Below are 21,974 nucleotides of genomic sequence, written 5' to 3'. Positions count from 1 at the left end.
GGCCAGGACCAGCATCGTGGCGTCGTCGCGGACCTCGTAGCGCAGCCGCGCGAGATCGGCCCACACGGCGGTGGGCAGTTCGCCGTCACGGGTGTCCGCGAGGGCGGCCAGCCGGTCCGGCAGCGGGTAGAAGACCCCGGAGCGGTCCCGTGCCTCCCAGACGCCGTCGGAGGCCAGCAGCAGCCTGTCGCCCGGCTCCAGCGGCACCGTGACCTCCTTCGGCGGATCGGCCCCCACCAGGCCGATCCCCAGCGGGGTGCCCGGCGTCACGGTGATCTCCCGCGCGTCGCCCTCGCGCAGCAGGACCGGCGCCGGATGACCGCAGGCCACCACCCGCATCGTGCGCGCGCAGGCCGGGAACTCCAGCAGCACCGCCGTCGCGAACAGCTCCCCGTCCGGCGTGCCCGCCGCGTCCGTCGCCAGCCGGCGGTCCATCCGGGCCGCCACCGACTCCAGGTCCTGCTGGTCAAGGACCGCCTCCCGGAACGCGCCCAGCAGGGACACCACGGTCGAGACCGCCACCAGCCCGTGCCCGCGCACATCGCCCATCACCGCCCGCACGCCGTACGGACCTTCGCGCACGTCGAAGAAGTCCCCGCCCACCAGCGTGCCGTTCTCCGCCGCCCGGTAGAAGCCCGCGCAGCCGACGCGTCCGACCCGCCCGGGCAGCGGCGGCATCACCGCCCGCTGCACGGCCTCGCCGATCGCGCGCTCCACCTGGAGCTGGGCGTCGCGGCGGCTGCGCACGAACGACACGAACACGCTGAGCAGGGCGACGAAGACGATGGTGAGCAGATCGGTGTTGCCGGGCCGGTTCAGATGGGTCTCGGGCACATTCAGGGCCACGACCACCAGGACGCCGAGCAGGGCGGTGACCAGCGGGCCGTACGACAGGACAGCCAGCGGCGGGATCGCGCCGAGGAGGAAACCCAGGTCGCTGGCGTGGGGGGTGACGGTCGAGGCGAGGGTCACCGCGACCAGCAGCAGTACCGGCAGCAGCCGGATCCACCACGGCGGTGGCGCACCCCGCAACCAGCCGCGATCCTCCTGGCTCCCACGCGAGGCCCCTTCGCGCACCGATCGCACAAGCCCACGCTACGCCGCCCCCGTCAGGAGGGCCCGTCGGTCGCTTCCCCCGCGCCGGTGACGCTCACGGGAGGCGGTAGGGAAAACCGATGGACGCCGGCCGGGCGGTCCGGTTAGCGTACGAGCGCACATCCGAGACGGACGAAGGAGGCGAGTGTCATGGCCGCAGTCATCATGCGCTCCCCCCTCCCCGTCGCCCGGGTGTGCAAGGTCTGACCGGGAGCGCGTTCCCGCCGCGAGGTCCCTCGCGGCACGTATCCCGGAGGAATCCTTGACCGATCTGGTCATGCGCACACTCGACGCGAACAGTGCGCACCTGTTCCACACCATGCCCGACCCGCTGGCCCTCGCCGAGAAGCACCGGCGGACCACCTTCCGTCCCGAGTGGCAGCGCATCGCCCTGCGCGACGGCCGCACGGTGGCCCGCGCCGCCTGGTGGGGGCGCGCCGAGGACACCGAACCGCTGCTGATCAACTGGCTGGACGTGGCCGAGGGCGAGGAGGCGGCCGGCGCCGAACTGCTGCGGACCGCGCCCTGGCGCCCCGACGAGATCGACCTCGACCTGCCCGCCGGCTGGCGCGACGACGCCCGGCTGCGGGCCGCCGCCGAGACCCGCGTCGCGGCCGCGCGCCTGGCCGGATACGCGCCCCTGGTGGAGCGCTTCCTCTACCGCTGGACCCCGGACTGCGCCCTGCCCGAGCGCCCCGGCCGTCTGGTCTTCACCCCGGAACCGGACGACGCCGTCTTCCTCGACCTGCTGCGCCGCATCCACTCCGTCACCCTCGACGCACACGCCCGCCGGGCCATCGCACAGGGCGGCGTCGAACAGGCCGCCCAGGAGGAGCTGGACATCTTCCACTGGATGCCCTCTCCGCGCTCCTGGTGGCAGATCGCCCGCACCGGCGCCGGCGACCCGGTCGGCATCCACATCCCCGCCCGCAACCCCTCGGGCCCCTGTGTCGGCTTCATCGGCGTCGTCCCTGAGCATCGCGGTCACGGCTACGCCTACGACCTCCTCGTCGAGTGCACCCGCTTCCTGGCCGAGGAGGGCGCCGAGTTCATCGCCGCCGCCACCGACCGGTCCAACTTCCCGATGGCCGCGCACTTCACCAAGGCGGGTTATCCGGTCGTACGAGAGCGGGTGAACTTCTGGGCCGAGGGCGCTGTCAGTGCCGGGTGACATGCTGACCGTGCGGTGACCGGCGGCGAGACGGAGGAGGGGCCATGGGGTTCGAGGGCCAGGTGTGGCGCGTGCGGTCGGGCGCGGAGCCGGTCGGCGAGATCGTGCTCGACGAGGCCGGATTCCCTTGGCTGCACGGCGCGTTCACCCCCGCCTCCGGGTTCGCCGCCGTACGTGACCTGTTCGCCAGGGAGCTCGTCCTGATGGACGAGGAGGACTGGGAAGGAGCCGATCTCGTGTACGAGGAGATACGGCGCCGGATCACCCTCACCTCCCCGGAGGGGCCGGTCGCCGAGTTCCTGCTGCACATCGAGGGGGACCGGGCGTGGTTCCGGTGGAGCGACGAGCCGTTCGAGGAGGACGGCGGGGCCGGGCGGGCGGCGGTTGAGATGGGTTGAGGCGGCTGTGGACGTGGCGCTTTCCAAGATCGGGGAGTTCATGCCCCCGGCGGGGAAATTCCTTCCTTCGGGGGCACTTGGGCGTCTTTTTCTCACCGGGGGCCGTCGGTGAGCCGATAGTGGAGCCGCTGCCGGGCCCACGGGGACCGGCGGTCGTTCTTGAGCACCGTATGACCGGAGGGGAAAACAGCATGGCCACCACCGAGGCGAACAACCGGGTCGAACTCGTCTTCTCACTGTTCGACGCCAATGGCAACGGCGTCCTGGACCCCGGGGACTTCGAGCTGATGGGCAGGCGGGTGGTCGAGGCCGTGCCCGAGGCCGAGGACGGCGCGAAGCACCGGATGCTCAAGGCCTTCCAGGGCTACTGGGACACCCTGCGCACCGAGCTGGACGCCGACGGCGACGGACAGGTCAGCCCCGAGGAGTTCAACGCCATCGTGCTCGACCCCCAGCGATTCGACGTCACCGTCAACGAGTTCGCCGAGGCCCTGGCCGCGATGGGCGACCCGGACGGGGACGGCTATGTCGAACGCCCCCACTTCGTCGCCCTGATGACCGCCATCGGCTTCCAACGCCCCAACATCGAGGCCCTCTTCGACGCCTTCGAGCCGGTCCACGGCGACCGCGTCCCCGTGGTCACCTGGGCGGACGGCATCCGTGACTACTACCGCCCCGAGAAGTCCGGCATCCCCGGCGACCACCTCACCACGAGCACCGTCCAGTGACCCACGACCCCAGCGCCCCCGTCATCGGGCTGGCCGTGGGCCGGGGCACCGGACCCGAACTCGCGGATGTCTTCGAGAGGGTGCTCGGCGCGCTGACCGCCGGGCACCCGGGCACCGTGACGATCGAGCGCTCCCCGCGGCTCTACCACTCCTACCACTCGCTGCGCGGCGAGCCCGACATCGCCCGGATCCGCGAGCTGACCGCCGCGGACGCCGACCACTACGAACGGTTCTGCCGCACCCGCGCCGAGCGAGGCACCACGGCGATCTTCCGGACCGCCGTCAACGCCCAGTCCCTGTACCTCGTCCGCGAGCGGCTGCGCGCCGTCAAGGTGGACCTCCTCGGCGCCGACGGCCACTCCCTGCTGCTGGTGCGCGACCAGGCACAGGGGTTCTACACCGGGGAGAACGCGCACACGCCCGGTGAGCTCACCCGCACCATGACCTTCGGCCGGGAGATCACCAAGAGCGTGGTCCGCTACGCCCTGCGCCGGGCCCGGCAGGAGTGGCCGGACGGGCGGATCGGCCGCATCGTCATGGCGTACAAGTTCCATCTCCTGGACGGCGCGCTGGACGCCTGGGTGAGCGAACTCGCGGAGGAACTCGGCGTGGAGATCGGCCTGTTCCAGCCGGACACGGTCAACCGCAACCTCATCACGCACGGCCTGCCCGACCGGACGCTGCTGATCGCCGGGAACGAATGGGCCGACATCATGCATGTCATGCTCCTCGACCGGTTCGGCTCCGACCGGCAGGAGAATCGTTGCACCGAGAACGTCTTCCTCGACCCCGCGCTCGCCGGACTCACCGAGTACCAGACGGTGCACGGCTCCGCCGACGACATCGCGGGACGGGGCCTCGTCAACCCGGTGGCGACCATCCGCGCGGCCGCGCGCGTCGCCGAGGGGCACGCCGGACGCACCGGTGCGGTGGAGGCCGTCGAGAAGGCACTGCGGATCCTTGAGGAACGGGGCATATCAACCCCCGACCTCGGCGGGCGGCACTGCACCACCGCCGTGGCCGACGCCCTGCTCGACGCCCTCGACACACCCGGGGCCGGAACACCCGCGGACGCCGCCCTGGTCGGCGGCTCATGACCGGCCCGACGGGCGAGCGCACGGCCTTGGTCGTCGTGGACGTGCAGAACGACTTCTGCACCGGCCCGACCGCCCTGGCCCGCTTCGGCGGCGACCCCACCGTCCTGGACGCGGCCGTCACCGGCACCGTCCGGGCGGTGGCCGCCGCCCGCGCGCGCGACGTGGAGGTGGTCTTCGTACGGTTCACCGGCGATCCCGAACACCAGGGCGCCGCCTGGCGGTCGCGGGACCACGCCCTCGGCAAGCGGCCGAAGTGCCTGGAGGGTTCCTGGGGCGCCGAGTTCCACCGGGTCGCCCCGGCCCCGGGCGAGCGCGTCTTCACCAAGCGCGCCCGCTTCGACGCCTTCCTCGGCGAGGGCTTCGAGGAGCACCTGGGCGCGCGCGGCGTCGGCCACCTGGTCTTCGCCGGGGTGTACGCCGACGTGTGCGTGGACACCACCGCCCGCACGGCGTTCCAGAAGGGCTTCCATGTGACCGTCCTGACCGACTGCACCACGGCCCTGCATCTGCCGTACGACGAGGTGCTGCGGTTCATGCGCGTGGTCTACGGCGCCCGGACGACCACCGCGTCCGACCCGGCGGCCTGGACCGCGCCTGCCCTCGGGCCCGAGGAGGTGCCGTGCATACGGCCCAGGGCCTGACCGCCGGGGTGGCCCGGGGCGTGGGCCGCACCGCCCTGCTGGTGGCCGCGGCCCGCGCGATCGAGACGCATCGCCCCGACGCGCTGGCCCGGGACCCGTTCGCCGAGCACTTCGTGCGCGCGGCAGCGGCCTCCGCGAGCTGGCCGGTACGCCCGGCTCAAGTGCCCGACGGGGACGCCGATCCGCTGTGGGGCAGGCTCGGCCGGTACTTTGCGCTGCGCACCCGCGTCCTGGACGACCATCTGCTGCGCTCGGCACATCTGGGCGTGCGCCAGGTGGTGCTCCTCGGCGCGGGTCTGGACTGCCGGGCGTACCGGCTGGACTGGCCGCCGGGGTGCGCCGTGTACGAGGTGGACACGGCGGAGGTGCTGGCCTTCAAGCAGACGGTCCTCGACCGGCTCCGGGCCGCCCCCGCGGCCGAGCGCCGGGTGCTCGCGGCCGACCTGCGCGACGACTGGGCCGATGTCCTGCTGTCCGCGGGCTTCGACCCGGCCGAGCCCACGGCGTGGCTGGCCGAGGGGCTGCTGCTGTATCTGCCGGCGGCGGCCGAACGGCGCCTCGTGGCCACGATCGACCGGCTCAGCGCGGCGGACAGCACCCTGGCGTACGAGATCAAGGACCTCGTCGAGTCCCCGCAGGTGCGCTCCAGCCCCGTCTACACCACCACCCGGCGGCGCATCGGCATCGACCTGCTCGCCCTCTTCGACGGCGAGCCCCGCCCCGACTCGGCCGCCGAACTCGCCTCCCTGGGCTGGACGGTGACGGTCCGCACCCCCTACGACTTCACCCGCCGCCATGGCCGCGGCCCCCTCCCGGAGCCGAACGACGCCCTGGCCGCCAACCGCTGGATCTTCGCGGCGGCACCGAGGGACGGGGCGACCGCGAGCGGAGTGCGGACCATGGCGCCCGGCGTCACTCCGTGTCCGCCGACAGCCGGGCCTCCGCCGCCGCCAGAATCTCCGTGACCCGCAGGCCGAAGGACGCGTCGCAGGGGTGCGGGCGGCCGGACTCGGCGCAGGCCAGGAGGGCGTCGGCGGCTCGGGTGAGGGCGACGACGGCGTCCTCGGAGGCGGCGGGCATGACGGTGACGCCGGACGCGCCGCGCAGTTCGTACGCGGTGCCCGCGGCCGCCGGCGGAACCGTCTGGCTGAGGGTGACCGTGCTGGAGGCCCCGGCGGCGTGGTCGAGGATCAGGTGCACGGTGTCTCCCGGGCCGCGGCCCGCCGTCACCACCCGGGTGACATCACCGAGGATCGGCATCAGCACGGACAGCGCGTGCGGGCCCAGGTCCCACAGCGGGCCCTTCTCCTGGCGCCACGGAGAGGCCGCGAAGGGGCTGTCGGTCGTGAACACCGCCCCCAGCCACTGCGCCCGCGCCGTGAACCAGCCCGGGAGCGCGGCCTGTTCCTCGATCCACGCCTGCGGCTCCTGCTGGAAACGCGCGGTGAAGAACACCACCGACGCCACCTGGGCCCGCTCCGCCTCCTCGGCCACCGCACGCGCGTCGGCGACCGACAGCGCGAGCGGCTTGTCGAGGAGCAGATGCCGCCCGGCCCGCGCCGCCCGCACCGCCAACGGGGCCTGCACGGCCGGCGGCAGGGCGACGGCGACCGCGTCCACATCGGCCAGCAGCGCGTCCACATCGGCGTACGGCGTGCCGTCGTACCGCTGTGCGAGTTCGGCGGCGGCCTCGGGGCGGCGGCCCCACACCCCGGCGAACTCCAGGCCGGGGTGCCCGGCGAGGGCAGGGGCGTAGACCGACCGGGCCCAGGGTCCCGTTCCCAGCAGTCCGATGCGCATGTGACGTTCCTCTCTCCGAGCGGGTCCCCGCGTCCTCAACAGCCTGCGCCGGTGGCCGCGTTCGTACAGCCGTCCGCCGAAAACCCGTCCCCCGCGAGCCATTCGGCGATGGTGGCGGCGATCGGCTGCCCGGTGTCCATCTCCACGAACCCGAACTGGCCGGACTGGTTGCACTCCAGGAACCACCAGACACCGTCCGCGTCCTCCGCGAAGTCGAAGGCACCGTACGCCAGTTCGGCCCCCCGGAGATAGCGCAGGACCCCCTCGGCGACCCATGCGGGCACCGCCACCGGCAGCCACGGCGACACGGACGGGGCGAACCGGACGTCCACGTCGTCGGGATGGGCGTCCGGATCCACCGGCTTGCGTGCCGCCAGCAGGGTGTCGCCGACGGCGGTGAGCCGGATGTCGGCCTGCTTCACCACCCGTTGCTGGAGCAGTGTCGGCCCGAAGGCCACCGCCGTGAAATCCGCGTCCGGCGCGACCCTGCTGGTCGGCACCGCCCGCGGCGGCTCCTGCGGATGCGCCCCGGAGACCGGCTTGACCACCAGGTCCGGGTGGCGCTGTGCGAACTCCCGCGCCGCCTGCGGGAAGGTGGTGATCAGGGTGGCCGGCACGGTCAGTCCGCTGCGCTGGGCGTGGCCCAGCTGCCAGGGCTTGTACCGGGCGCGGAGGGCGGCGTCCGGATGGTTCATCCAGCGTGCGCCGGTGCCGCGGAGCATGCCGTACAGCGCCTGCGCGGACTCCTCGGTCAGCCAGGCGGACGGCTGGGCGGCGCGCGCGGCCGCCGCCCCGGGCCTGCGCACCCAGATGGAGCGCAGGCCGTCCAGGTCCACCAGGCGCCCGCCGACGGACAGTTGCCCGTGGCAGGCGCCGTGCGCGTACTCGCCCGACAGCGCGACCCCGTCGGTCAGATCGGCGGGGTCGAGCCGGACGACGGGCACCTGGGCCTCGCGGAGGCGGAGGACCACCATGTCCGCCGTCACGTCTTCTTCACTGGTCAGGATGAGCACGGTCATCGTCTGTGGGTCCGTGGCTCAGTCGTCGAAGTGCGTCTTGGAACCGGCGGTCGAGGTCGTGGTCCCCAGCGCGCGCAGAGTCGCGTGGTCCGTCGCGGCGATCCGCCCGTCCGGGAGGATGTTCAACTGCATTCCGGAGTCGTACGCATACGGAACGGTTACTTCCAACTGCACAGCCGGGCGCGCGTAGTTGAGCGTGAACGGTTGCATGGTCTCTCCCTGGTTCGGCTTTCACGTCCTTATACGATTCGAACGGGTGATTGGTTTCCTTACGCTGCGTGACCATGGCGCGGACGGGTACGTTCCGCCGCGGCGTTGGACTCCCCGCTCACACAGCGAGTGCCCCGCGCGCCACGGACAGTGCCTGCTCCGCGTATCCGCGTCCGAACAGCACCGCGTGCACGAGCAGCGGGAAGAGCTGGTGGACGCCGACGCGCTCGCGCCAGCCGTCGGCGAGCGGCGCCGACTCCCGGTACCCCGCGAGGACACGGTCGAGGTGGGGGCAGCCGAACAGCTGAAGCATCGCCAGATCGGTCTCCCGGTGCCCGCCGTGCGCGGCCGGGTCGATGAGCCGCACCTCGCCGTCGGCGCCCCACAGCACATTGCCGTTCCACAGGTCGCCGTGCAGCCGCGCGGGCGGCTCCGCGGGCCCCGCCAGTTCCGGCAGCCGCGCGCAGACCCGCTCGAAGAGCGCCGCCTCGCCCGGCCGCAGCGTCCCGCGCTCGACCGCGCCGCGCACATACGGCAGCACCCGGTGCTCGGCGTACCAGCCGGGCCAGTCGGCGCCCTCGGTGTTGCGCATGGGCGCGAGGCCGATGTACGCCTCCCGCGGCCCGCCGGGCGGCGCCGACCCGAAGCGGGGCGCGCCGGACGCGTGCAGGGCCGCCAGGGCCTGACCGAAACGGAGCGCGGCCTTCGCGTCGGGACCCCCGGTCGCCACCCGCTCGGTGACCATCCAGCGCTCGTCGTGCCCTCGTACCGCCGGCAACCGTACGGCGCCCGCCGCGGCCAGCCAGCGCAGCCCGGCCACCTCCGCGCGGACCGCCCCGGGGGCGTCGGCGCGCTTGACCATCACCGGGGTGCCGTCGTCCAGCAGCACCTCCACGGGAGACCCGGACATCCCCCGCGCCGTATCGACCGGGCGGCGCCCGGTGAGCCGGGCCGCCGCCTGTCCAGGATCCTCGTCTCGCGTGACCACGGCTTCAGAGTACGGCGGACAACACCAGGTCAGGAGAGGCTACTTCGACCGTTAATACGACGCTTTTCGGCCGTTCGGCGGAACCTCCCGCGCGGGTCCGCGCCGCGCGGGCGGCGTGAGTGCGCGAAGTGGCCACACGAGGCGCCCGCCGTACCGTCAGTCGCCGACCGGGGTGGAACGCGGCGGCAGGCCCACCGGGTTGCCGGGCGGCAGCAGATCCGAGTCCGCCACCGCGCGGGCCAGCGGATCCAGCAGCGCGGCCAGCCGGGCGGAGCGGTCCGGGCCGAGGGCGCGCCAGGGGCTCTCGGCCGCCGCGTCGGTCCGCGCCTCGACCTCCGCGCGCGCCGCCACCCCGGACTCGGTGAGCGAGCCGTCCTCGGCGAGCAGCCCGCGCTCCCGCAGCCGGGCCCCGGCCGCCGTCCAGTCGCCCGGCTCCCACTTGCGGATCTCCCGCAGGAACTCCGCGTCCGACTCGCCGGCGGCCGCCTTGAGCACCATGGCCTCGACCGGCCCGATCCCCTGGCCCACCAGCACCGCGACATGCCCGTCGCCCCGGTGCTCGCGCAGGGTCGTCACCGCCTGCCACAGCCGGGCCGTGGGCCGCGAAGGCCGCTCCAGCGCCTGGTTGGCTGCGGCCAGCACCCGGCCCGTGGTGTCCGCGGCCGCCGCGGCCTCCCAGGCGAGATCGGCGGCCTCGGTGAACTCGGCGGAGCCGGTGACCTCCGGGCCGTACAACCAGGTCATCGCCGCGTCCATGGCCTCCTCGCGGGCCGCGAGGACCCGCGCGGGAGCCGCGTACCCCCAGGCGTCCGGCAGCGCCCTGGCCACCCGGGCGGGGTGGAAGACGTAGAAGCCGCTCGTCACGACGGCGGGGGAGACCGGCCCGAGCGGGGCGGCCCGCAGCGCGAAGTAGCCCATCCAGTAGCCGCGCAGCCCGAGCGCCTCCGCGGCGCGGTGCGCCTGCGGTGCGAAGTACACGAGGTCGTGCACCGGTTCGTAGCGCTCCCACAGGGCCCGCGCCATCCCGTCCGCCACTGCCGCCTCCCACCGCCCCGGCCGACTCCGGCCGTGTCCCGTCGTACCGTCCGGCACAAGACTGCGCTATGACCACTGTCATAACAAGGGCGGGTGACGAACTTCTCCCCGGCGGGACGCGGCGGAGTCCGGCGGGGGCCCGGATTGGACCGGACGAGGGGCCCGGAGCCGGGCGCACTGGGGCAGACGGGTGGGCCGTTGACACGGCTGGGCGGCCCGGATGGTGGGAGCCGGGGGCCTCACTGACGGTGGTTCATGTCGAGACCGGGTCCATCCAGCTGATGAGGCGTCCGCTGCCCGGTCACGGCGGAAGGACTACACGATGCGTTCTGCCCGTACCCTCCTGGCCACGGCAGCCGCCGCGGCCGCCCTGGCCTTCGCCACGCCCGGCGCCGCGTTCGCGGTCCCGGCCGGGCACGACTCGGGCCGTGGGGACTCCTCGCACAGCAGTGACTCCGGCGGTGACCGCGACAAGGGCTCCGACCGGGACCAAGACAACGGCAGCGGAGGCGACAACGACCGCGGACACGACCGGCCCCGCGGCGGAATGCACACGGGTGGCGGAGCGCTCGCCACCGTGCTGCGCACCGACAGCAGCGGCGACATCCGGTTCGACCCCGAGTCCTACAAGGAGGACGGCGGGGGCAAGGGCGGCAGCGACGAGGGCGGCGGCAGCGGCGGCCGGGGCAAGGGCGGTGACGACGACAGCGGTGGCGGCGGTCGCGGCAAGGGCGGCGACGACAGCGGCAGCGACTGGGGCGGCGGCTCGGACAGCGGCGGCGGCAAGCCGCGCGGCGGCATGCACACCGGTGGCGGCGCGCTCGCCGACCCCGGTGTCACCACGGGCGGCCTCGCGGTCCTCGGCGTGGGCGCGGCCGGCCTGTACGCGCTGCGCCGCAAGAAGGCCGCGCAGCCGGCGTCCTGACCGGGGCCACGGACGCCGCCGGCGCGCTGACAGCGCCGGCGGCGCGTGCCCCTCGCGGGGCGGGCGGAACCCCCGCCGTCAACACCCATCCCCGTACCGCCGTGTTCCAGTGAGGTGATGTCCGATGGCAGCGGATCCGTCCTCCGCGCAGCCCCCCGAACCGGAGCCGGACGCGTCAGGTGCCGCTCGTGGCGGGCGGATGGTGCTCTGGGGGGTGGCGATCCTCTTCCTCGCCGTCAGCGTGTTCGGGGGGCATCACGGATCGTTCCCGGCGCCGCGGGCGACCCCGGCCTCCGGGGCCAGCTCCACCGGGCGGTCCCCGGTGGGCGCCGGGCTGCCCCGGTCGGAGCCGACCCGGCTGGTCATCCCGGAGATCGGCGTCGACGCCCCCTTCACCCAGCTGACCCTGGACCCCGCGGGAGCGCTCCAGCCGCCGCCCGCGGCGAACACCAATCTCGTCGGCTGGTACGCCAAGGGGGCGGCGCCCGGTGAGAAGGGCACCGCCATCATCGCCGGGCACGTGGACACCAAGGTCTCCGCGGCCGTCTTCGTCAACCTCGACCAACTGGACACCGGTGACCGGTTCTCCGTGGAGCGCGCCGACGGACGGACCGCGAACTTCGTGGTCGACAGTGCCGAGACCTTCGCGAAGGACGACTTCCCGAGCGACCGCGTCTACGCCGACGCACCCCGCCCCGAGGTACGGCTCATCACCTGCGCGGGGGACTACGACCACACGGCCAAGGACTACACCGACAACCTGGTGGTCTTCGCCCATCTCGTGTGACCCGCGCGGAACGTCGCGGCCGACGGCCCGGCGGGCACCTAGGGCCTGTCTGACANNCCGGGCGCAGGCCCAAGTACGTCCAGTACGAGGGCCTACGCCCGGCACCCCGAGAGCACGCACCTGACGCCGCGCGGCCGCCCTCCGGGCGACGACGGGAATTGTCAGACAGGCCCTAGGGGTGGTAGAGGGCGCGGGCGAGCGTCAGGTCGGCGAGCCCGTCCTGGCCGAGGTCGAAGAAGTAGCGCACCTGCCATGCCTGGGTGCCGCGGGCCTGCCGGCTGGTCGTGGTCACCCATGGCGGGTAGACGCGGAATCCGCGCTTCCCGCCGACGCCGTCGCGGGAGACGATGCCGCGCTCGCACAACACCTCGCGCGGGAACACGAACTGTCCAAAGCCGTCGCCGTCACGGCTGCTGATGACGAAGAGGTCCACTGCGTCGCCGGCGTCGAAGGGCCGGATCGGCCCCGCTTCGGACCGCTGCCACACGGTGACGAACTGGCCCACCTTCGTCGGCGTGGTCCTGCCCACGCGGAACCGGACCGAGCGGTCATCGACGGTGAACGCACACGCCGCGTACTCGGCACTCTCCGGCTCCGGCACCGGCAGCGAACAGACGAAACCACCCGGCTCGTACACCGACGCCTTCGCCACCAACAGGTCCCCGTGAACCCCCGCCCACGGCCGCTCCGCCACCATGCCGCCATCCTCCCATCACCCCCACGGGCACTGCTTCGGCCCCCTGGGGGCGCGGGGAACTGCGCGACCGGCCCCGACGTGCCCGCAGGTCTCGACGGACCGCGGCCGACGGAACTTCGCAGCGGACGGCCGGGCAGTTCCCTGGGGGCGCGGGGAACTGCGCGACCTGCCACGACGTGCCCGCAGATGTCGAGGGACCGGCCGACGGAACTTCGCAGCCGACGGTCCGGCAGTTCCCCAGGGGCGCGGGGAACTGCGCGATCGGCCACGACGGAGCCGCAGGTGTCGACGCACCCGCAGCTCAACGGCGCACACCCCGTCAGCGCCGAGGCGAGAACGCACCGCCCCCGCCGAAGGCCACCGCCGCGAACCGCTCGCCGATCCTGCGATGCGCGGCGGCATCCGGGTGGAGCCCGTCCGGCAGCGGAAGTTCCGCGAAGTCGGCCTCGCCGTACAGCTCGCGCCCGTCGAGGTAGAACAGCTGGTCGTCCTCGGCCGACCGCTCGCGCACGATCCGTGCCAGCTCCTCCCGGACGACGCCCAGCGTGAGCTTGCCGGCCGCCGTCTCCGCGGGGTCGCCGGAGGCCCGGAAGGCGAGCCGGCCCTCGGCGAGCGCGGTGAGGTCCCAGGCGGTGGGCCCCGGCGTGTCCTCGTGCATCGGGCACAGCACCGGGGAGACGACGAGCAGCGGGGTGTCCGGATGCCCCTCGCGGACGGTGTCCAGGAAGCCGTGCACCGCGGGCCCGAAGGCGCGCAGCCGCATCAGATCGCCGTTCACGAGGTTGATGCCGAGCTTGAGGCTGATCAGATCGGCCGGGGTGTCCCGCAGCGCGCGGGCGGTGAACGGGTCGAGCAGCGCGCTGCCGCCGAGGCCCAGATTGATCAGCTCGGCCCCGCCGAGCGCGGCGGCCAGCGCCGGCCATGTGGTGGTGGGGCTCGCGGCGTCGGAGCCGTGACTGATGGAACTGCCGTGGTGCAGCCATATCTTGCGGCCCCGGTCCGGTACGGCCGTCACCGGTGCGTCGGTGCGCAGCGCGACCAGCTCGGTCCGCTCGTTGTGCGGCAGCCAGATCTCCACGTCCTTGGCCGTGTCCGGCAGCCCGGTGAACCGTACGGTGGCGACCGGACCCGGCGTGTGCTCCGTGCTCCCGGTGGCCATGTCGATGGTGAGGACGTCGCCCCCGGCCGCGGTGGCGCTGCCCGCCGGGCGTCCGTCCACCAGCAGGTCGTACACCCCGTCGGGGCGCGGCGGAACACCGGTGTAGACCCGCTTGGTCGGCAGGGTGTCCAGCTCCACGGTGGTGGCCCGGGTGCGGAACACCAGCCGTACCCCGGCGGGCTGGGACTCGGCCAGGGCGAGCTGCGGGTCGGCGCACTGGGCGCGGGCCCGGGCGGGCAGCCGGTGCGGCAGCAGTCCCCGCTCGGTGGGTTCGAGATCGAGGGCGCCGCGGACGAGGTCGGCGGTGAGCGCGGTGGTGTGCATGATGTCGGCCTGTGTTTCGTATGGAGACGTCGGCTCAGTGTTCGTACGCGGACGTCGGCTCAGCGGGTGGGCCAGTTGCGCAGCAGGGAGTCCAGGGCGTCCACGATCCGCGTCCAGGACTCCTGGGAGTCGGGGGCGCTGTGCGTGAAACCGCCGGCCGTCTCCAGGCTGACGTAACCGTGGAAGACGCTCCCGAGGAGGCGCACGGCATGGGTCTGGTCGGGTTCGGGCAGGTCGTAGCCGCGCAGGATCGCCCGGGTCAGCTGGGCGTGCCGGGGACCCGCGCTCGCGGCGGCGGTCTCGGGGTCCAGCGGATACCGGGCCGCCGTGTAGCGGCCGGGGTGGGCGAGGGCGTAGTCGCGGTAGACGTCCGCGAAGGCGCCGAGCGCGTCCTTGCCGGAGCGTCCGGCGAGCGCCTCGGCGGCGCGGTCGGCCAGCTCCGCGAGGGCGAGCAGCGCGATCCGCGTCTTGAGGTCCTGGGAGTTCTTCAGATGCGAGTACAGGCTCGCGACCTTGACGTCGAACCGCCGCGCCAGCGCCGACACGGTCACCTGTTCAAAGCCCACCTCGTCGGCCAGCTCCGCGCCCGCGCGGACCAGCCGCTCGGTGGTCAGTCCCGCACGCACCATCAGCTTCCTCCTTCTTGCCGATAAGGATTATGCAACTTCCTAAAGGCTTTAGGCAAACCGCTAAGGAGTGGAGGGTCATGTGAGTCGCCAGGGAACGCGAACGGCCGCCGACCGGAGACTCCGGTCGGCGGCCGCGAGGCGCCAGGGGCTGGGGGCTGGGGCGTCAGACCGCCGTCGCCGGGTACGTCGGGTACTCCACGCCCGACACGTACTGCACGACCCGGACGACCTGGCACGAGTAGCCGAACTCGTTGTCGTACCAGAGGTAGAGGATCGCGTTGTCGCCGTCGACCTTCAGCGCGCCGGCGTCCACGATCGAGGCGTGGCGCGAGCCGATGAAGTCGCTGGAGACCGCGTCGGGCGCCGTGGTGAAGTCGATCTGGCGCTTGAGCGGCGAGGTCAGCGAGACGTCGCGCAGGTAGTCGTGGACCTCCTCGCGGGTGGTCTCACGGGCCAGCTGGAGGTTGAGGATCGCGATCGAGACGTCCGGCACCGGGACGCGGATCGAGCTGCCGGAGATCGGCGCCTTGAGGTCGGGCAGCGCCTTCGCCACGGCCGAGGCGGCACCGGTCTCGGTGATCACCATGTTCAGCGGCGCGGACCGGCCGCGGCGCTCGGCCTTGTGGTAATTGTCCAGCAGATTCTGGTCGTTGGTGAACGAGTGGACCGTCTCCACATGGCCGCGCAGCACGCCGTACTCGTCGTCCATGGCCTTCAGCGGCGGGACGATCGCGTTGGTGGTGCAGGAGGCGCAGGACAGGATCTGCTCGTCCGGCTTGATGGTGTCGTGGTTGACGCCGTGCACGATGTTCGGGACGTCGCCCTTGCCCGGCGCGGTCAGTACGACCTTCTCGATGCCGGGGCGCAGGTGCTCGGAAAGGCCCGCGCGGTCACGCCACTTGCCGGTGTTGTCGATGAGGATGGCGTCGCGGATGCCGTACTCGGTGTAGTCCACCTGGGACGGGTCGTCGGCGTAGATCACCTTGACGGCATTGCCGTTGGCGATGATCGTGCTGTTCTCCTCGTCCACCGTGATGGTGCCCTGGAACTGGCCGTGGATCGAGTCGCGCCGCAGCAGCGAGGCGCGCTTGACGATGTCCTGGGCGCCGCCGCCGCGCACCACGATGGCCCGCAGGCGCAGACCGTTGCCGGAGCCGGCCTTCTCGATCAGCAGACGGGCCACGAGGCGGCCGATGCGGCCGAAGCCGTACAGCACGACATCGCGCGGCTCACGCCGGTCGATCTTGTTGGCGCCGGTGGCACCGGCGACCGCCTCGGCGGTGAACTCCTCGATGCTCAGGCCGCGTTCGTCGGCCTGGTAGCGGGTGGCGAGCATGCCCAGGTCGATCTGGGAGGGGCCGAGGTCCAGGGCGGTCAGGGCCTTCAGGAAGGGCATCGTCTCGGTGACGGACAGCTCCTGGCCGGCGATCTGCCGGGCGAAGCGGTGCGTCTTGAGGATGCTGACCACCGACTTGTTCACCAGGGAGCGGCTGTGCAGCAGGACGGTCACGTCCCGCTCGCGGTGCAGCTTCCCGATGAGCGGGATCATGGACTCCGCGATCTCCTCGCGGTTCTTCCAGTTGGTGAACGAGTCGTCGTTGACAGTCACAGGTCCGGTCCATCTTTCGAGCTAGGCAGCGCTCATATGATAACCACACCCTACGTGGGTCCTTTCGGGGGCCCGCAGGGGGGTGCCCGGAGGCGGGTGATCGAAGAGGAGTTCGACCTGTTGAGCAGGGGACCGTAAGGGACTTACACCCATTTCTTGACCAATTCCTGATTCAGGGTGGAAGTACGTAAGAAACCCGAGTCGTGGATTGCACGTCTTACCCGGCGTGCCCAAGGTCAACAGCGTGAGCACATCCTCCGTTCCCCGGCCCGAACCGGCCGCCCCGTCCCGCCCCGCAGGCCGCTTCGATCTGCCCCGGATCGTCCGCCGCGGAATCCCCGAAGGGGCGGTGCCGGCCCTCGCGTTGTTCGCGGGCGTCCGGCTCGCCGGGATACTCGCGGTGATCCTGGCCAACGCCCTGCGCGGCCACCCGCTCGTCCGGACCCTCGCCCACTCCTGGGACTCCCGCTGGTATCTGCACATCGCCGCCCAGGGCTACGGCCACAAGATGTGGATCACCCCGCAGGGCGCCGTACAGACCGACTGGGCGTTCTTCCCCCTCTACCCGGCGCTCATCCGAGCGCTCACCACGGTGCTGCCGCTCACCCCGGGCCAGGCCGCGCTGCTCATCGCCTGGCTCGCGGCGGGCGTGGCCGCGTACGGCGTCTACGTCATCGGACATCTGCTGTACGGCCGGGGTGTGGCCACCGCGCTGGTCGGCCTGTGGGCGGTCATGCCGCACGCCGTGGAGCTGACCATCGCCTACACCGAGTCGCTGTTCGCCGCGCTCGCCATCTGGGCCCTGTACTGCGTGCTCAAGGGCCGCTGGCTGTGGGCCGGGGCGCTGGCCGCGTTCGCGGGCCTCGCCCGGCCCAGCGGCTTCGCGGTGGCCGGCGCCGTCGCCCTCGCGGCCGGGTACGACGCGTGGCGCGGACGCGGCCGGGTCTCCTGGCGGCTGTGGGCCGGCGCCGTCCTCGCCCCGCTGGGCTTCCTCGGCTATGTGCTGTGGGTCGGCACCCAGGTCGGCGATCTGTTCGGCGGCTACTTCAAGGTGCAGAGCGCCTGGGACTCCCGCTTCGACTTCGGCGTCGGCGCCGCCCGCTTCGTCAAGGCGCTGCTGCTGCACGGCGGTGGCGTCGTCTACACGGTCGCGCTGCTGGTCGTGGCCACCGGAGTGCTGCTGTTCGCGCTGCTGTGCCTGGACCGCCCCCCGCTGGTCCTGGTCGTCTTCTCCGGGGTGCTGATCCTGCTCGTGCTCGGCGGCTCGGGATCCTTCTCCTCCAAGCCCCGCTTCCTGCTCCCGGCCTTCCCCCTGCTCATCCCCATGGCCCGCGCCCTCGCCCGGACCTGGCGGGTACGGCCCGGCCAGGCGGTCCTCGTCTACGGCGCGCTCACCCTGGTGTCCCTGTTCTTCGGCGCCTACGTCATGGCGGTGGCCCACTCCCCGCTGTGAGCGCGCGACCCCGGTGAGGAGTCCGTAAGAAGCCGATCACCCGGGGCGCCCCGTGCGAAGGCCGGGAAACGGGGTAGTCGAGGGGACGCCCGAGGAAAGGACCGTCATGACGACCTACCTGATCAGCGTCCCCGGCACCTTCACCGCCGGGGTCGGCGCGGACACCCGGACCCGGCTGACCCGGGCGCTGCGCCCCGTGGACCCGCACGGTACCCGGATGGGCAGCAGCGAGGACCTGGATGTGCTCAACGTCAACGACGACAACACGTTCACCCTGCGTCTGACCGTCGAGGCCGACACCGGTCCGCACGCCGAGGAGGCGGCCCGCAGGCTCGCGGACTCCGCGCTGCGCGGCGCCGGCCTGGACGAACGCAGCGCGCCGCTGGGGCCCGCCGTGATCACCGGGATCGACTCCGACGCGGGCTGAACCGGCGCGGACACCTGCTGAACCGACACGGACACCGGCTGAGCGGCCCGCCCGGCGGGCCGCGCCGAGTTCGGTCAAGTTAGGTAAAATCTAGGCGTTTGCCAATGATTCAGGCAGCCGTGCTCCTTCAAGGCGGCCGTCTCCGAGGGCACCCTCCGCCGGAAGTGAACCGATGCCCCGCAAGCGCTCCACCGACGACGGCGACGAACTGCTGGCCAGACTCGGTTCGCTCACCGCGCAGGCGCGCGAGCGCGCGGAACTCCAGCGCACCCAGGTCGAGCTGGCCATCGCCCTGCAACGCGGCATGCTGCCCCGGGACCTGCCCACCGCCCCCGGACTGCATCTGGCGGTCCGCTACGCGCCCGCCTGCTACGGCCTGAACGTGGGCGGCGACTGGTATGACGCCTTCCCGCTGCCCGATGGCCGGATCGGCCTTGCCATCGGGGACGTACAGGGGCACAACATCGAGGCCGCCGCCTTCATGGGCCAGGTCCGCGCCGGACTGCGCGCCCTCGCCTTCGCCACCGGCGAGCCCGGCGAACTGCTCGCCCGCACCAATGACCTGCTCCTCTCCCTCGGCAGCGAACTCTTCGCCACCTGCACCTTCATGCGCCTCGACCCGGCGACCGGCGCGATGGAGAGCGCCCGCGCCGGCCACATCCCCTTCGTCTGGGCCACGGCCGACGGCAAGTCCGGCGTCGTCGACGACGAGGGCGGGCCGCCGCTCGGCATCCAGCGGGGCATCGAATACCCGGTGACCCGGCACCGGCTGACCACCGGCGGGCTGTTCGTGCTGCTCACCGACGGTGTGGTGGAGGGGCCCTCGCTGGCCGTGGAGGACGGCCTTGAGCAGGTGACACGGCTCGCGGGCATCGCCGCCGTCGCGGGTCTGGAGAGCCATGCCCTGGCCGCCGCCGTGATCAAGGGCGCGGAGAGCGTCGGACACGAGGACGACGCCGCCGTACTCGTCGTCGGCCTCGACGGGCCCGCACGGCCGTAGCGTCCCTCATTTCAGCCAGAGGGCCGGACCCCGGGCGCTCTCGCCTCGCCGAGCCGCGCCGGGCGGTGTGAGATGGCTGCTGTGGTGGGTAACTCGGAACTGCGCCGGCCGGGCGGCTATGTCGTCCAGGTGCTGGCCGTCGCGGCCCTCTACTACGGTTCCGCCCGCCTCGGCCTGCTGCGCGAGCTGTCCGTGGGGAACGCCGTCTTCACCCCGATCTATCCGCCGACCGGCGTCTCCGTCGCCGCCCTGCTGATCTTCGGCATCGGCTGCTGGCCCGGCATCACCCTCGGCGCCCTCGTCCTCATCCTGACCATCTCACCGCCCGGCCCCGATCTGGTCGGCATCCTCTTCGGCAACACCGCCGCCCCCGTCTGCGCGGCGATCCTGCTGCACTGGGCGCGCTTCCGCCCCGACCTCAGCCGGTTCCGCGACGGCCTCGCCCTGGTGTTCCTCGGCGCGCTGGCCGCCATGACGATCAGCGCGACCGTCGGCGTGGGAATGCTCGTGCTCACGGACAAGCTGGCCGCGGACTCCTTCTGGCCGGTGTGGCTCGCCTGGTGGGTCGGCGACGCGATGGGCGTCCTGCTGGTCACCCCGCTGCTGCTGATGCTGAGCGGGCTGCGCCGGCCGCTGCCCCTGGGCCGATGGCGGGAGGCGACCGCGCTCACCGTCATCGCCTGTGTGCTGGTCCCGCTGGCCACCTACAGCTCGATCAGCCTGCTCTTCCTGGTCTACCCGCTGATCATCTGGGCCGCCCTGCGCTTCCAGCTCGCGGGCGCCGTGCTGTGCGCGCTGTTCACCTCCGTGATGGCCACCATCGCCGCCACGGACGGCAGCGGTGCGTTCCAGGGGCTGAGCCCGGTCGAGATCATGGCCAAGCTCCAGGCGTTCAACGGGACCATGGCGCTCACCGCGCTCCTGATGTCCGCCCTGATCACCGAGCAGCGCAACACACGCCGTTCGGTGGAGCGGGCCTGCCAGGAACTGGTGCAGGTCCTCGAACACCTGACCGCCGGCGATGTTCCGCTGCCCCGGCCGCAGACGGACGCCGACGGGACGGGGGACAGCGACGACACCGGGGGCCGGTCGTCGCCGGCCCCATGAGGCGCGCCGCCGTCCCCTGCTGTCTTCGGTGGTCTCCTCAGTGCGGCCGATGCGGTTCCTGGTCGCCGCCCCGTTCCGCGGAGTCCCTGCTCCGGGAGCTGCGTTCGGCGATGTCGCGGGGCGTGGGTGTGGGCGTCGGCGAGTTGCCGGACGATTCTGCGGCGTGCCGACGCTCCGCCTCGTTGCGACGGTTCGCGTCCCGCTGTTCCTGTCGGCTCTGACGCTGGTCATCACGTGCGTTCATACGGCGCCGAGTACCCCCACCCCGGCCACTGCAACGTCCCTCCCGGCGTGTCGGACGGCCGCCCCGGGGCACTGGGAGACGATGGACGGACCCCGCCAGGGGCGGCGCGGACCGGACCGGAGGGAAGGGCGGCAAGGGCGGAATGGAACAGCGGGTGACCGCGCGGGCCGCGGACACGGAGGACGGCGCCGCCGGTGCGGGACATGAGGCGGCCCCGGCGGACGACACGACCGGCACGGCGCGCGCGACCGGTACGGCGGGTACGACGCCGCCCGCCGGCCGCGAGCCCGGCACCCCGGACCCCCGCCGCCGTGTCCCTCGTACCGACGACCTCCTGCGCGACCCCCGATTGGCCGAGGCCACAGGCCGGCTCGGAGCCGCGGTCGTCAAAGGTGCCGTACGGGAGGCGCAGCAGCGGGCCAGGGACGGGGAGCTCGCGCCCGAACACGTGCCGGACACGGTCCTCGGCCTGCTGCCCGACACCGCGAGCGGACTGCGCCCGGTGCTCAACGCCACCGGGGTGCTGCTCCACACCAACCTCGGCCGCGCCCCGCTGTCGGACGCCGCCCGGCGGGCCGTGACCGAGGCCGCGGGACCCACCGACGTGGAACTGGACCTGGCGACCGGCGCCCGGGCCCGCCGGGGCCGCTCCGCCCTCGCCGCGCTGCGCGCCCGGGTGCCCGCCGCCGGGGACGCCCATGTCGTCAACAACGGCGCCGCCGCCCTCGTCCTCGCCGCCACCGCGCTCGCGGCCGGCAAGGAGATCGTCGTCAGCCGGGGCGAGATGGTGGAGATCGGCGACGGCTTCCGGCTGCCCGACCTGCTCGTCTCCACCGGCGCGCGGCTGCGCGAGGTGGGCACCACGAACCGTACGACCGCCGCCGACTACGCCGAGGTGATCGGCCCGCAGACCGGGTTCGTGCTCAAGGTGCACCCGTCCAACTTCCGCGTCACCGGCTTCACCCGCGCGGCCCAGGCCGGGGAACTCGCCTCGCTGGGCGTCCCGGTCGTCGTGGACATCGGCTCCGGACTGCTCGCCCCGCACCCGGGCCTGCCCGAGGAACCCGACGCCGACACCCAGCTGCGCGCGGGCGCCGCCCTGGTCACCGCGAGCGGCGACAAGCTGCTCGGCGGGCCCCAGTGCGGACTGCTGCTCGGCGACGGCGACCTGGTGCGCGCCCTCGCCCGGCATCCGCTGGCCCGCGCCCTGCGCGTCGACAAGCTGACCCTGGCCGCCCTGGAGGCCACCCTCACCGGACCGCCCACCCCCACCGCCCACGCCCTGACCGCCGACCCGGTCGCCCTCAGGGCCCGCGCCGACCGGCTCGCCGCCGAACTGGGCGCCCACGGGATCGACGCCCGCGCCGTCGGCAGCACCGCCACGGTCGGCGGGGGCCCTGAGGGCGACCGGGTCGGCGGTCAGGGCGTGGG

Annotated in this window: 23 protein-coding genes; 13 read left to right on the top strand and 10 right to left on the bottom strand. The window is 73.1% G+C overall.

Annotated features, from left to right (window positions below; all coding sequences use genetic code 11):
* Positions 1 to 1,086, bottom strand: a 1,086-nt coding sequence (locus tag CCN72_RS27840; RefSeq protein WP_086810611.1) for a PP2C family protein-serine/threonine phosphatase, incomplete at its 3' end; no start/stop codon positions are given.
* 271 nt (positions 1,087 to 1,357) lie between these two features.
* Between CCN72_RS27840 and CCN72_RS27835 the strand changes: the two genes are divergently transcribed.
* The 6 genes from CCN72_RS27835 to CCN72_RS27810 all read left to right on the top strand — a co-directional run bounded on the left by CCN72_RS27835 (position 1,358) and on the right by CCN72_RS27810 (position 6,095).
* Positions 1,358 to 2,266, top strand: a complete 909-nt coding sequence (locus CCN72_RS27835) for a GNAT family N-acetyltransferase (protein WP_086810607.1) — start codon at positions 1,358 to 1,360, stop codon at positions 2,264 to 2,266.
* 44 nt (positions 2,267 to 2,310) lie between these two features.
* Positions 2,311 to 2,664: a hypothetical protein gene (locus CCN72_RS27830; RefSeq protein WP_086810605.1), complete on the top strand. Its 354-nt coding sequence runs from the start codon at positions 2,311 to 2,313 to the stop codon at positions 2,662 to 2,664.
* 191 nt (positions 2,665 to 2,855) lie between these two features.
* Entirely contained in the window at positions 2,856 to 3,392 is a 537-nt protein-coding gene (locus CCN72_RS27825) for an EF-hand domain-containing protein (RefSeq protein WP_085563289.1), read from the top strand.
* Entirely contained in the window at positions 3,389 to 4,489 is a 1,101-nt protein-coding gene (locus tag CCN72_RS27820) for an isocitrate/isopropylmalate family dehydrogenase (RefSeq protein ID WP_086810603.1), read from the top strand. The genes CCN72_RS27825 and CCN72_RS27820 overlap by 4 nt, the downstream gene beginning before the upstream one ends.
* Entirely contained in the window at positions 4,486 to 5,130 is a 645-nt protein-coding gene (locus tag CCN72_RS27815; RefSeq protein WP_086810601.1) for a cysteine hydrolase family protein, read from the top strand. The genes CCN72_RS27820 and CCN72_RS27815 overlap by 4 nt, the downstream gene beginning before the upstream one ends.
* Positions 5,109 to 6,095, top strand: coding sequence for a class I SAM-dependent methyltransferase (locus CCN72_RS27810; protein WP_244174495.1), 987 nt, complete (start codon positions 5,109 to 5,111; stop codon positions 6,093 to 6,095). Before CCN72_RS27815 ends, CCN72_RS27810 begins: the two co-directional genes overlap by 22 nt.
* Here CCN72_RS27810 and CCN72_RS27805 read toward each other — a convergent pair.
* From CCN72_RS27805 to CCN72_RS27785, 5 genes are all read right to left on the bottom strand, one after another.
* The gene (locus CCN72_RS27805; protein WP_086810599.1) at positions 6,043 to 6,930 is read right to left on the bottom strand and encodes a Gfo/Idh/MocA family protein; all 888 of its coding nucleotides are present in this window, start codon (positions 6,928 to 6,930) and stop codon (positions 6,043 to 6,045) included. The genes CCN72_RS27810 and CCN72_RS27805 overlap by 53 nt on opposite strands.
* A 35-nt stretch (positions 6,931 to 6,965) precedes the next feature.
* A complete protein-coding gene (tgmB, locus tag CCN72_RS27800) occupies positions 6,966 to 7,949 on the bottom strand; it encodes an ATP-grasp ribosomal peptide maturase (protein WP_086810597.1) in 984 nt (327 codons plus the stop codon).
* Between the two features lie 18 nt (positions 7,950 to 7,967).
* Positions 7,968 to 8,159 carry a putative ATP-grasp-modified RiPP gene (gene tgmA / locus CCN72_RS27795; RefSeq protein WP_085563294.1) on the bottom strand — a complete coding sequence of 64 codons (192 nt, stop codon included), beginning with the start codon at positions 8,157 to 8,159 and terminating at the stop codon, positions 7,968 to 7,970.
* Between the two features lie 118 nt (positions 8,160 to 8,277).
* The gene (locus tag CCN72_RS27790; protein WP_086810595.1) at positions 8,278 to 9,069 is read right to left on the bottom strand and encodes a fructosamine kinase family protein; all 792 of its coding nucleotides are present in this window, start codon (positions 9,067 to 9,069) and stop codon (positions 8,278 to 8,280) included.
* Between the two features lie 234 nt (positions 9,070 to 9,303).
* Complete coding sequence (locus CCN72_RS27785; protein WP_086810593.1) at positions 9,304 to 10,182, bottom strand: SCO6745 family protein; 879 nt, start codon at positions 10,180 to 10,182, stop codon at positions 9,304 to 9,306.
* Positions 10,183 to 10,504: 322 nt separating this feature from the next.
* On the opposite strand from CCN72_RS27785, the gene CCN72_RS27780 reads away from it, so the two are divergent.
* Positions 10,505 to 11,107: a hypothetical protein gene (locus CCN72_RS27780; RefSeq protein ID WP_086810592.1), complete on the top strand. Its 603-nt coding sequence runs from the start codon at positions 10,505 to 10,507 to the stop codon at positions 11,105 to 11,107.
* A gap of 124 nt (positions 11,108 to 11,231) precedes the next feature.
* Entirely contained in the window at positions 11,232 to 11,894 is a 663-nt protein-coding gene (locus tag CCN72_RS27775; RefSeq protein WP_086810590.1) for a class F sortase, read from the top strand.
* A 172-nt stretch (positions 11,895 to 12,066) separates the two neighbouring features.
* Here the strand turns inward: CCN72_RS27775 and CCN72_RS27770 are convergent, their stop codons facing one another.
* From CCN72_RS27770 to CCN72_RS27755, 4 genes are all read right to left on the bottom strand, one after another.
* A complete protein-coding gene (locus CCN72_RS27770; RefSeq protein WP_086810588.1) occupies positions 12,067 to 12,591 on the bottom strand; it encodes a MepB family protein in 525 nt (174 codons plus the stop codon).
* A gap of 319 nt (positions 12,592 to 12,910) precedes the next feature.
* Positions 12,911 to 14,074, bottom strand: coding sequence for a GDSL-type esterase/lipase family protein (locus CCN72_RS27765; RefSeq protein WP_086810586.1), 1,164 nt, complete (start codon positions 14,072 to 14,074; stop codon positions 12,911 to 12,913).
* 59 nt (positions 14,075 to 14,133) lie between these two features.
* On the bottom strand, positions 14,134 to 14,703 hold the full coding sequence (locus CCN72_RS27760) for a TetR/AcrR family transcriptional regulator (protein WP_086810584.1): 570 nt from the start codon (positions 14,701 to 14,703) through the stop codon (positions 14,134 to 14,136).
* A gap of 163 nt (positions 14,704 to 14,866) precedes the next feature.
* Positions 14,867 to 16,312 carry a glyceraldehyde-3-phosphate dehydrogenase gene (locus CCN72_RS27755; protein ID WP_037660748.1) on the bottom strand — a complete coding sequence of 482 codons (1,446 nt, stop codon included), beginning with the start codon at positions 16,310 to 16,312 and terminating at the stop codon, positions 14,867 to 14,869.
* A 244-nt stretch (positions 16,313 to 16,556) separates the two neighbouring features.
* On the opposite strand from CCN72_RS27755, the gene CCN72_RS27750 reads away from it, so the two are divergent.
* The 5 genes from CCN72_RS27750 to selA form a co-directional block, all read left to right on the top strand.
* Positions 16,557 to 17,765 (top strand): hypothetical protein, encoded by a 1,209-nt coding sequence (locus CCN72_RS27750; protein ID WP_244174494.1) that lies wholly within the window; start codon positions 16,557 to 16,559, stop codon positions 17,763 to 17,765.
* 106 nt (positions 17,766 to 17,871) lie between these two features.
* Positions 17,872 to 18,192 (top strand): hypothetical protein, encoded by a 321-nt coding sequence (locus CCN72_RS27745; RefSeq protein WP_037660752.1) that lies wholly within the window; start codon positions 17,872 to 17,874, stop codon positions 18,190 to 18,192.
* Between the two features lie 172 nt (positions 18,193 to 18,364).
* A complete protein-coding gene (locus tag CCN72_RS27740) occupies positions 18,365 to 19,192 on the top strand; it encodes a PP2C family protein-serine/threonine phosphatase (RefSeq protein ID WP_086810580.1) in 828 nt (275 codons plus the stop codon).
* 72 nt (positions 19,193 to 19,264) lie between these two features.
* Positions 19,265 to 20,299 carry an MASE1 domain-containing protein gene (locus tag CCN72_RS27735; RefSeq protein WP_202442788.1) on the top strand — a complete coding sequence of 345 codons (1,035 nt, stop codon included), beginning with the start codon at positions 19,265 to 19,267 and terminating at the stop codon, positions 20,297 to 20,299.
* A 578-nt stretch (positions 20,300 to 20,877) separates the two neighbouring features.
* On the top strand, positions 20,878 to 21,974 hold a 1,097-nt coding region (gene selA / locus CCN72_RS27730), incomplete at its 3' end, for an L-seryl-tRNA(Sec) selenium transferase (RefSeq protein WP_425276179.1).

This window comes from Streptomyces murinus, assembly GCF_002154555.1.
GTDB lineage: Bacteria > Actinomycetota > Actinomycetes > Streptomycetales > Streptomycetaceae > Streptomyces > Streptomyces murinus.
The sequence above is the reverse complement of the archived record's forward strand: the minus strand, read 5'-3'. Positions and strand labels throughout refer to the sequence as shown.

Excerpts from the sequence above, each read along its gene's own strand:
- CCN72_RS27830 (WP_086810605.1), top strand. The coding sequence starts at position 2,311 with ATGGGGTTCGAGGGCCAGGTGTGGCGCGTGCGGTCGGGCGCGGAGCCG.
- CCN72_RS27825 (WP_085563289.1), top strand. The coding sequence starts at position 2,856 with ATGGCCACCACCGAGGCGAACAACCGGGTCGAACTCGTCTTCTCACTG.
- CCN72_RS27815 (WP_086810601.1), top strand. The coding sequence starts at position 4,486 with ATGACCGGCCCGACGGGCGAGCGCACGGCCTTGGTCGTCGTGGACGTG.
- CCN72_RS27805 (WP_086810599.1), bottom strand. The coding sequence starts at position 6,930 with ATGCGCATCGGACTGCTGGGAACGGGACCCTGGGCCCGGTCGGTCTAC.
- tgmB (WP_086810597.1), bottom strand. The coding sequence starts at position 7,949 with ATGACCGTGCTCATCCTGACCAGTGAAGAAGACGTGACGGCGGACATG.
- tgmA (WP_085563294.1), bottom strand. The coding sequence starts at position 8,159 with ATGCAACCGTTCACGCTCAACTACGCGCGCCCGGCTGTGCAGTTGGAA.
- CCN72_RS27790 (WP_086810595.1), bottom strand. The coding sequence starts at position 9,069 with ATGTCCGGGTCTCCCGTGGAGGTGCTGCTGGACGACGGCACCCCGGTG.
- CCN72_RS27780 (WP_086810592.1), top strand. The coding sequence starts at position 10,505 with ATGCGTTCTGCCCGTACCCTCCTGGCCACGGCAGCCGCCGCGGCCGCC.
- CCN72_RS27775 (WP_086810590.1), top strand. The coding sequence starts at position 11,232 with ATGGCAGCGGATCCGTCCTCCGCGCAGCCCCCCGAACCGGAGCCGGAC.
- CCN72_RS27770 (WP_086810588.1), bottom strand. The coding sequence starts at position 12,591 with ATGGTGGCGGAGCGGCCGTGGGCGGGGGTTCACGGGGACCTGTTGGTG.
- CCN72_RS27765 (WP_086810586.1), bottom strand. The coding sequence starts at position 14,074 with ATGCACACCACCGCGCTCACCGCCGACCTCGTCCGCGGCGCCCTCGAT.
- CCN72_RS27760 (WP_086810584.1), bottom strand. The coding sequence starts at position 14,703 with ATGGTGCGTGCGGGACTGACCACCGAGCGGCTGGTCCGCGCGGGCGCG.
- CCN72_RS27745 (WP_037660752.1), top strand. The coding sequence starts at position 17,872 with ATGACGACCTACCTGATCAGCGTCCCCGGCACCTTCACCGCCGGGGTC.
- CCN72_RS27740 (WP_086810580.1), top strand. The coding sequence starts at position 18,365 with ATGCCCCGCAAGCGCTCCACCGACGACGGCGACGAACTGCTGGCCAGA.
- CCN72_RS27735 (WP_202442788.1), top strand. The coding sequence starts at position 19,265 with ATGGCTGCTGTGGTGGGTAACTCGGAACTGCGCCGGCCGGGCGGCTAT.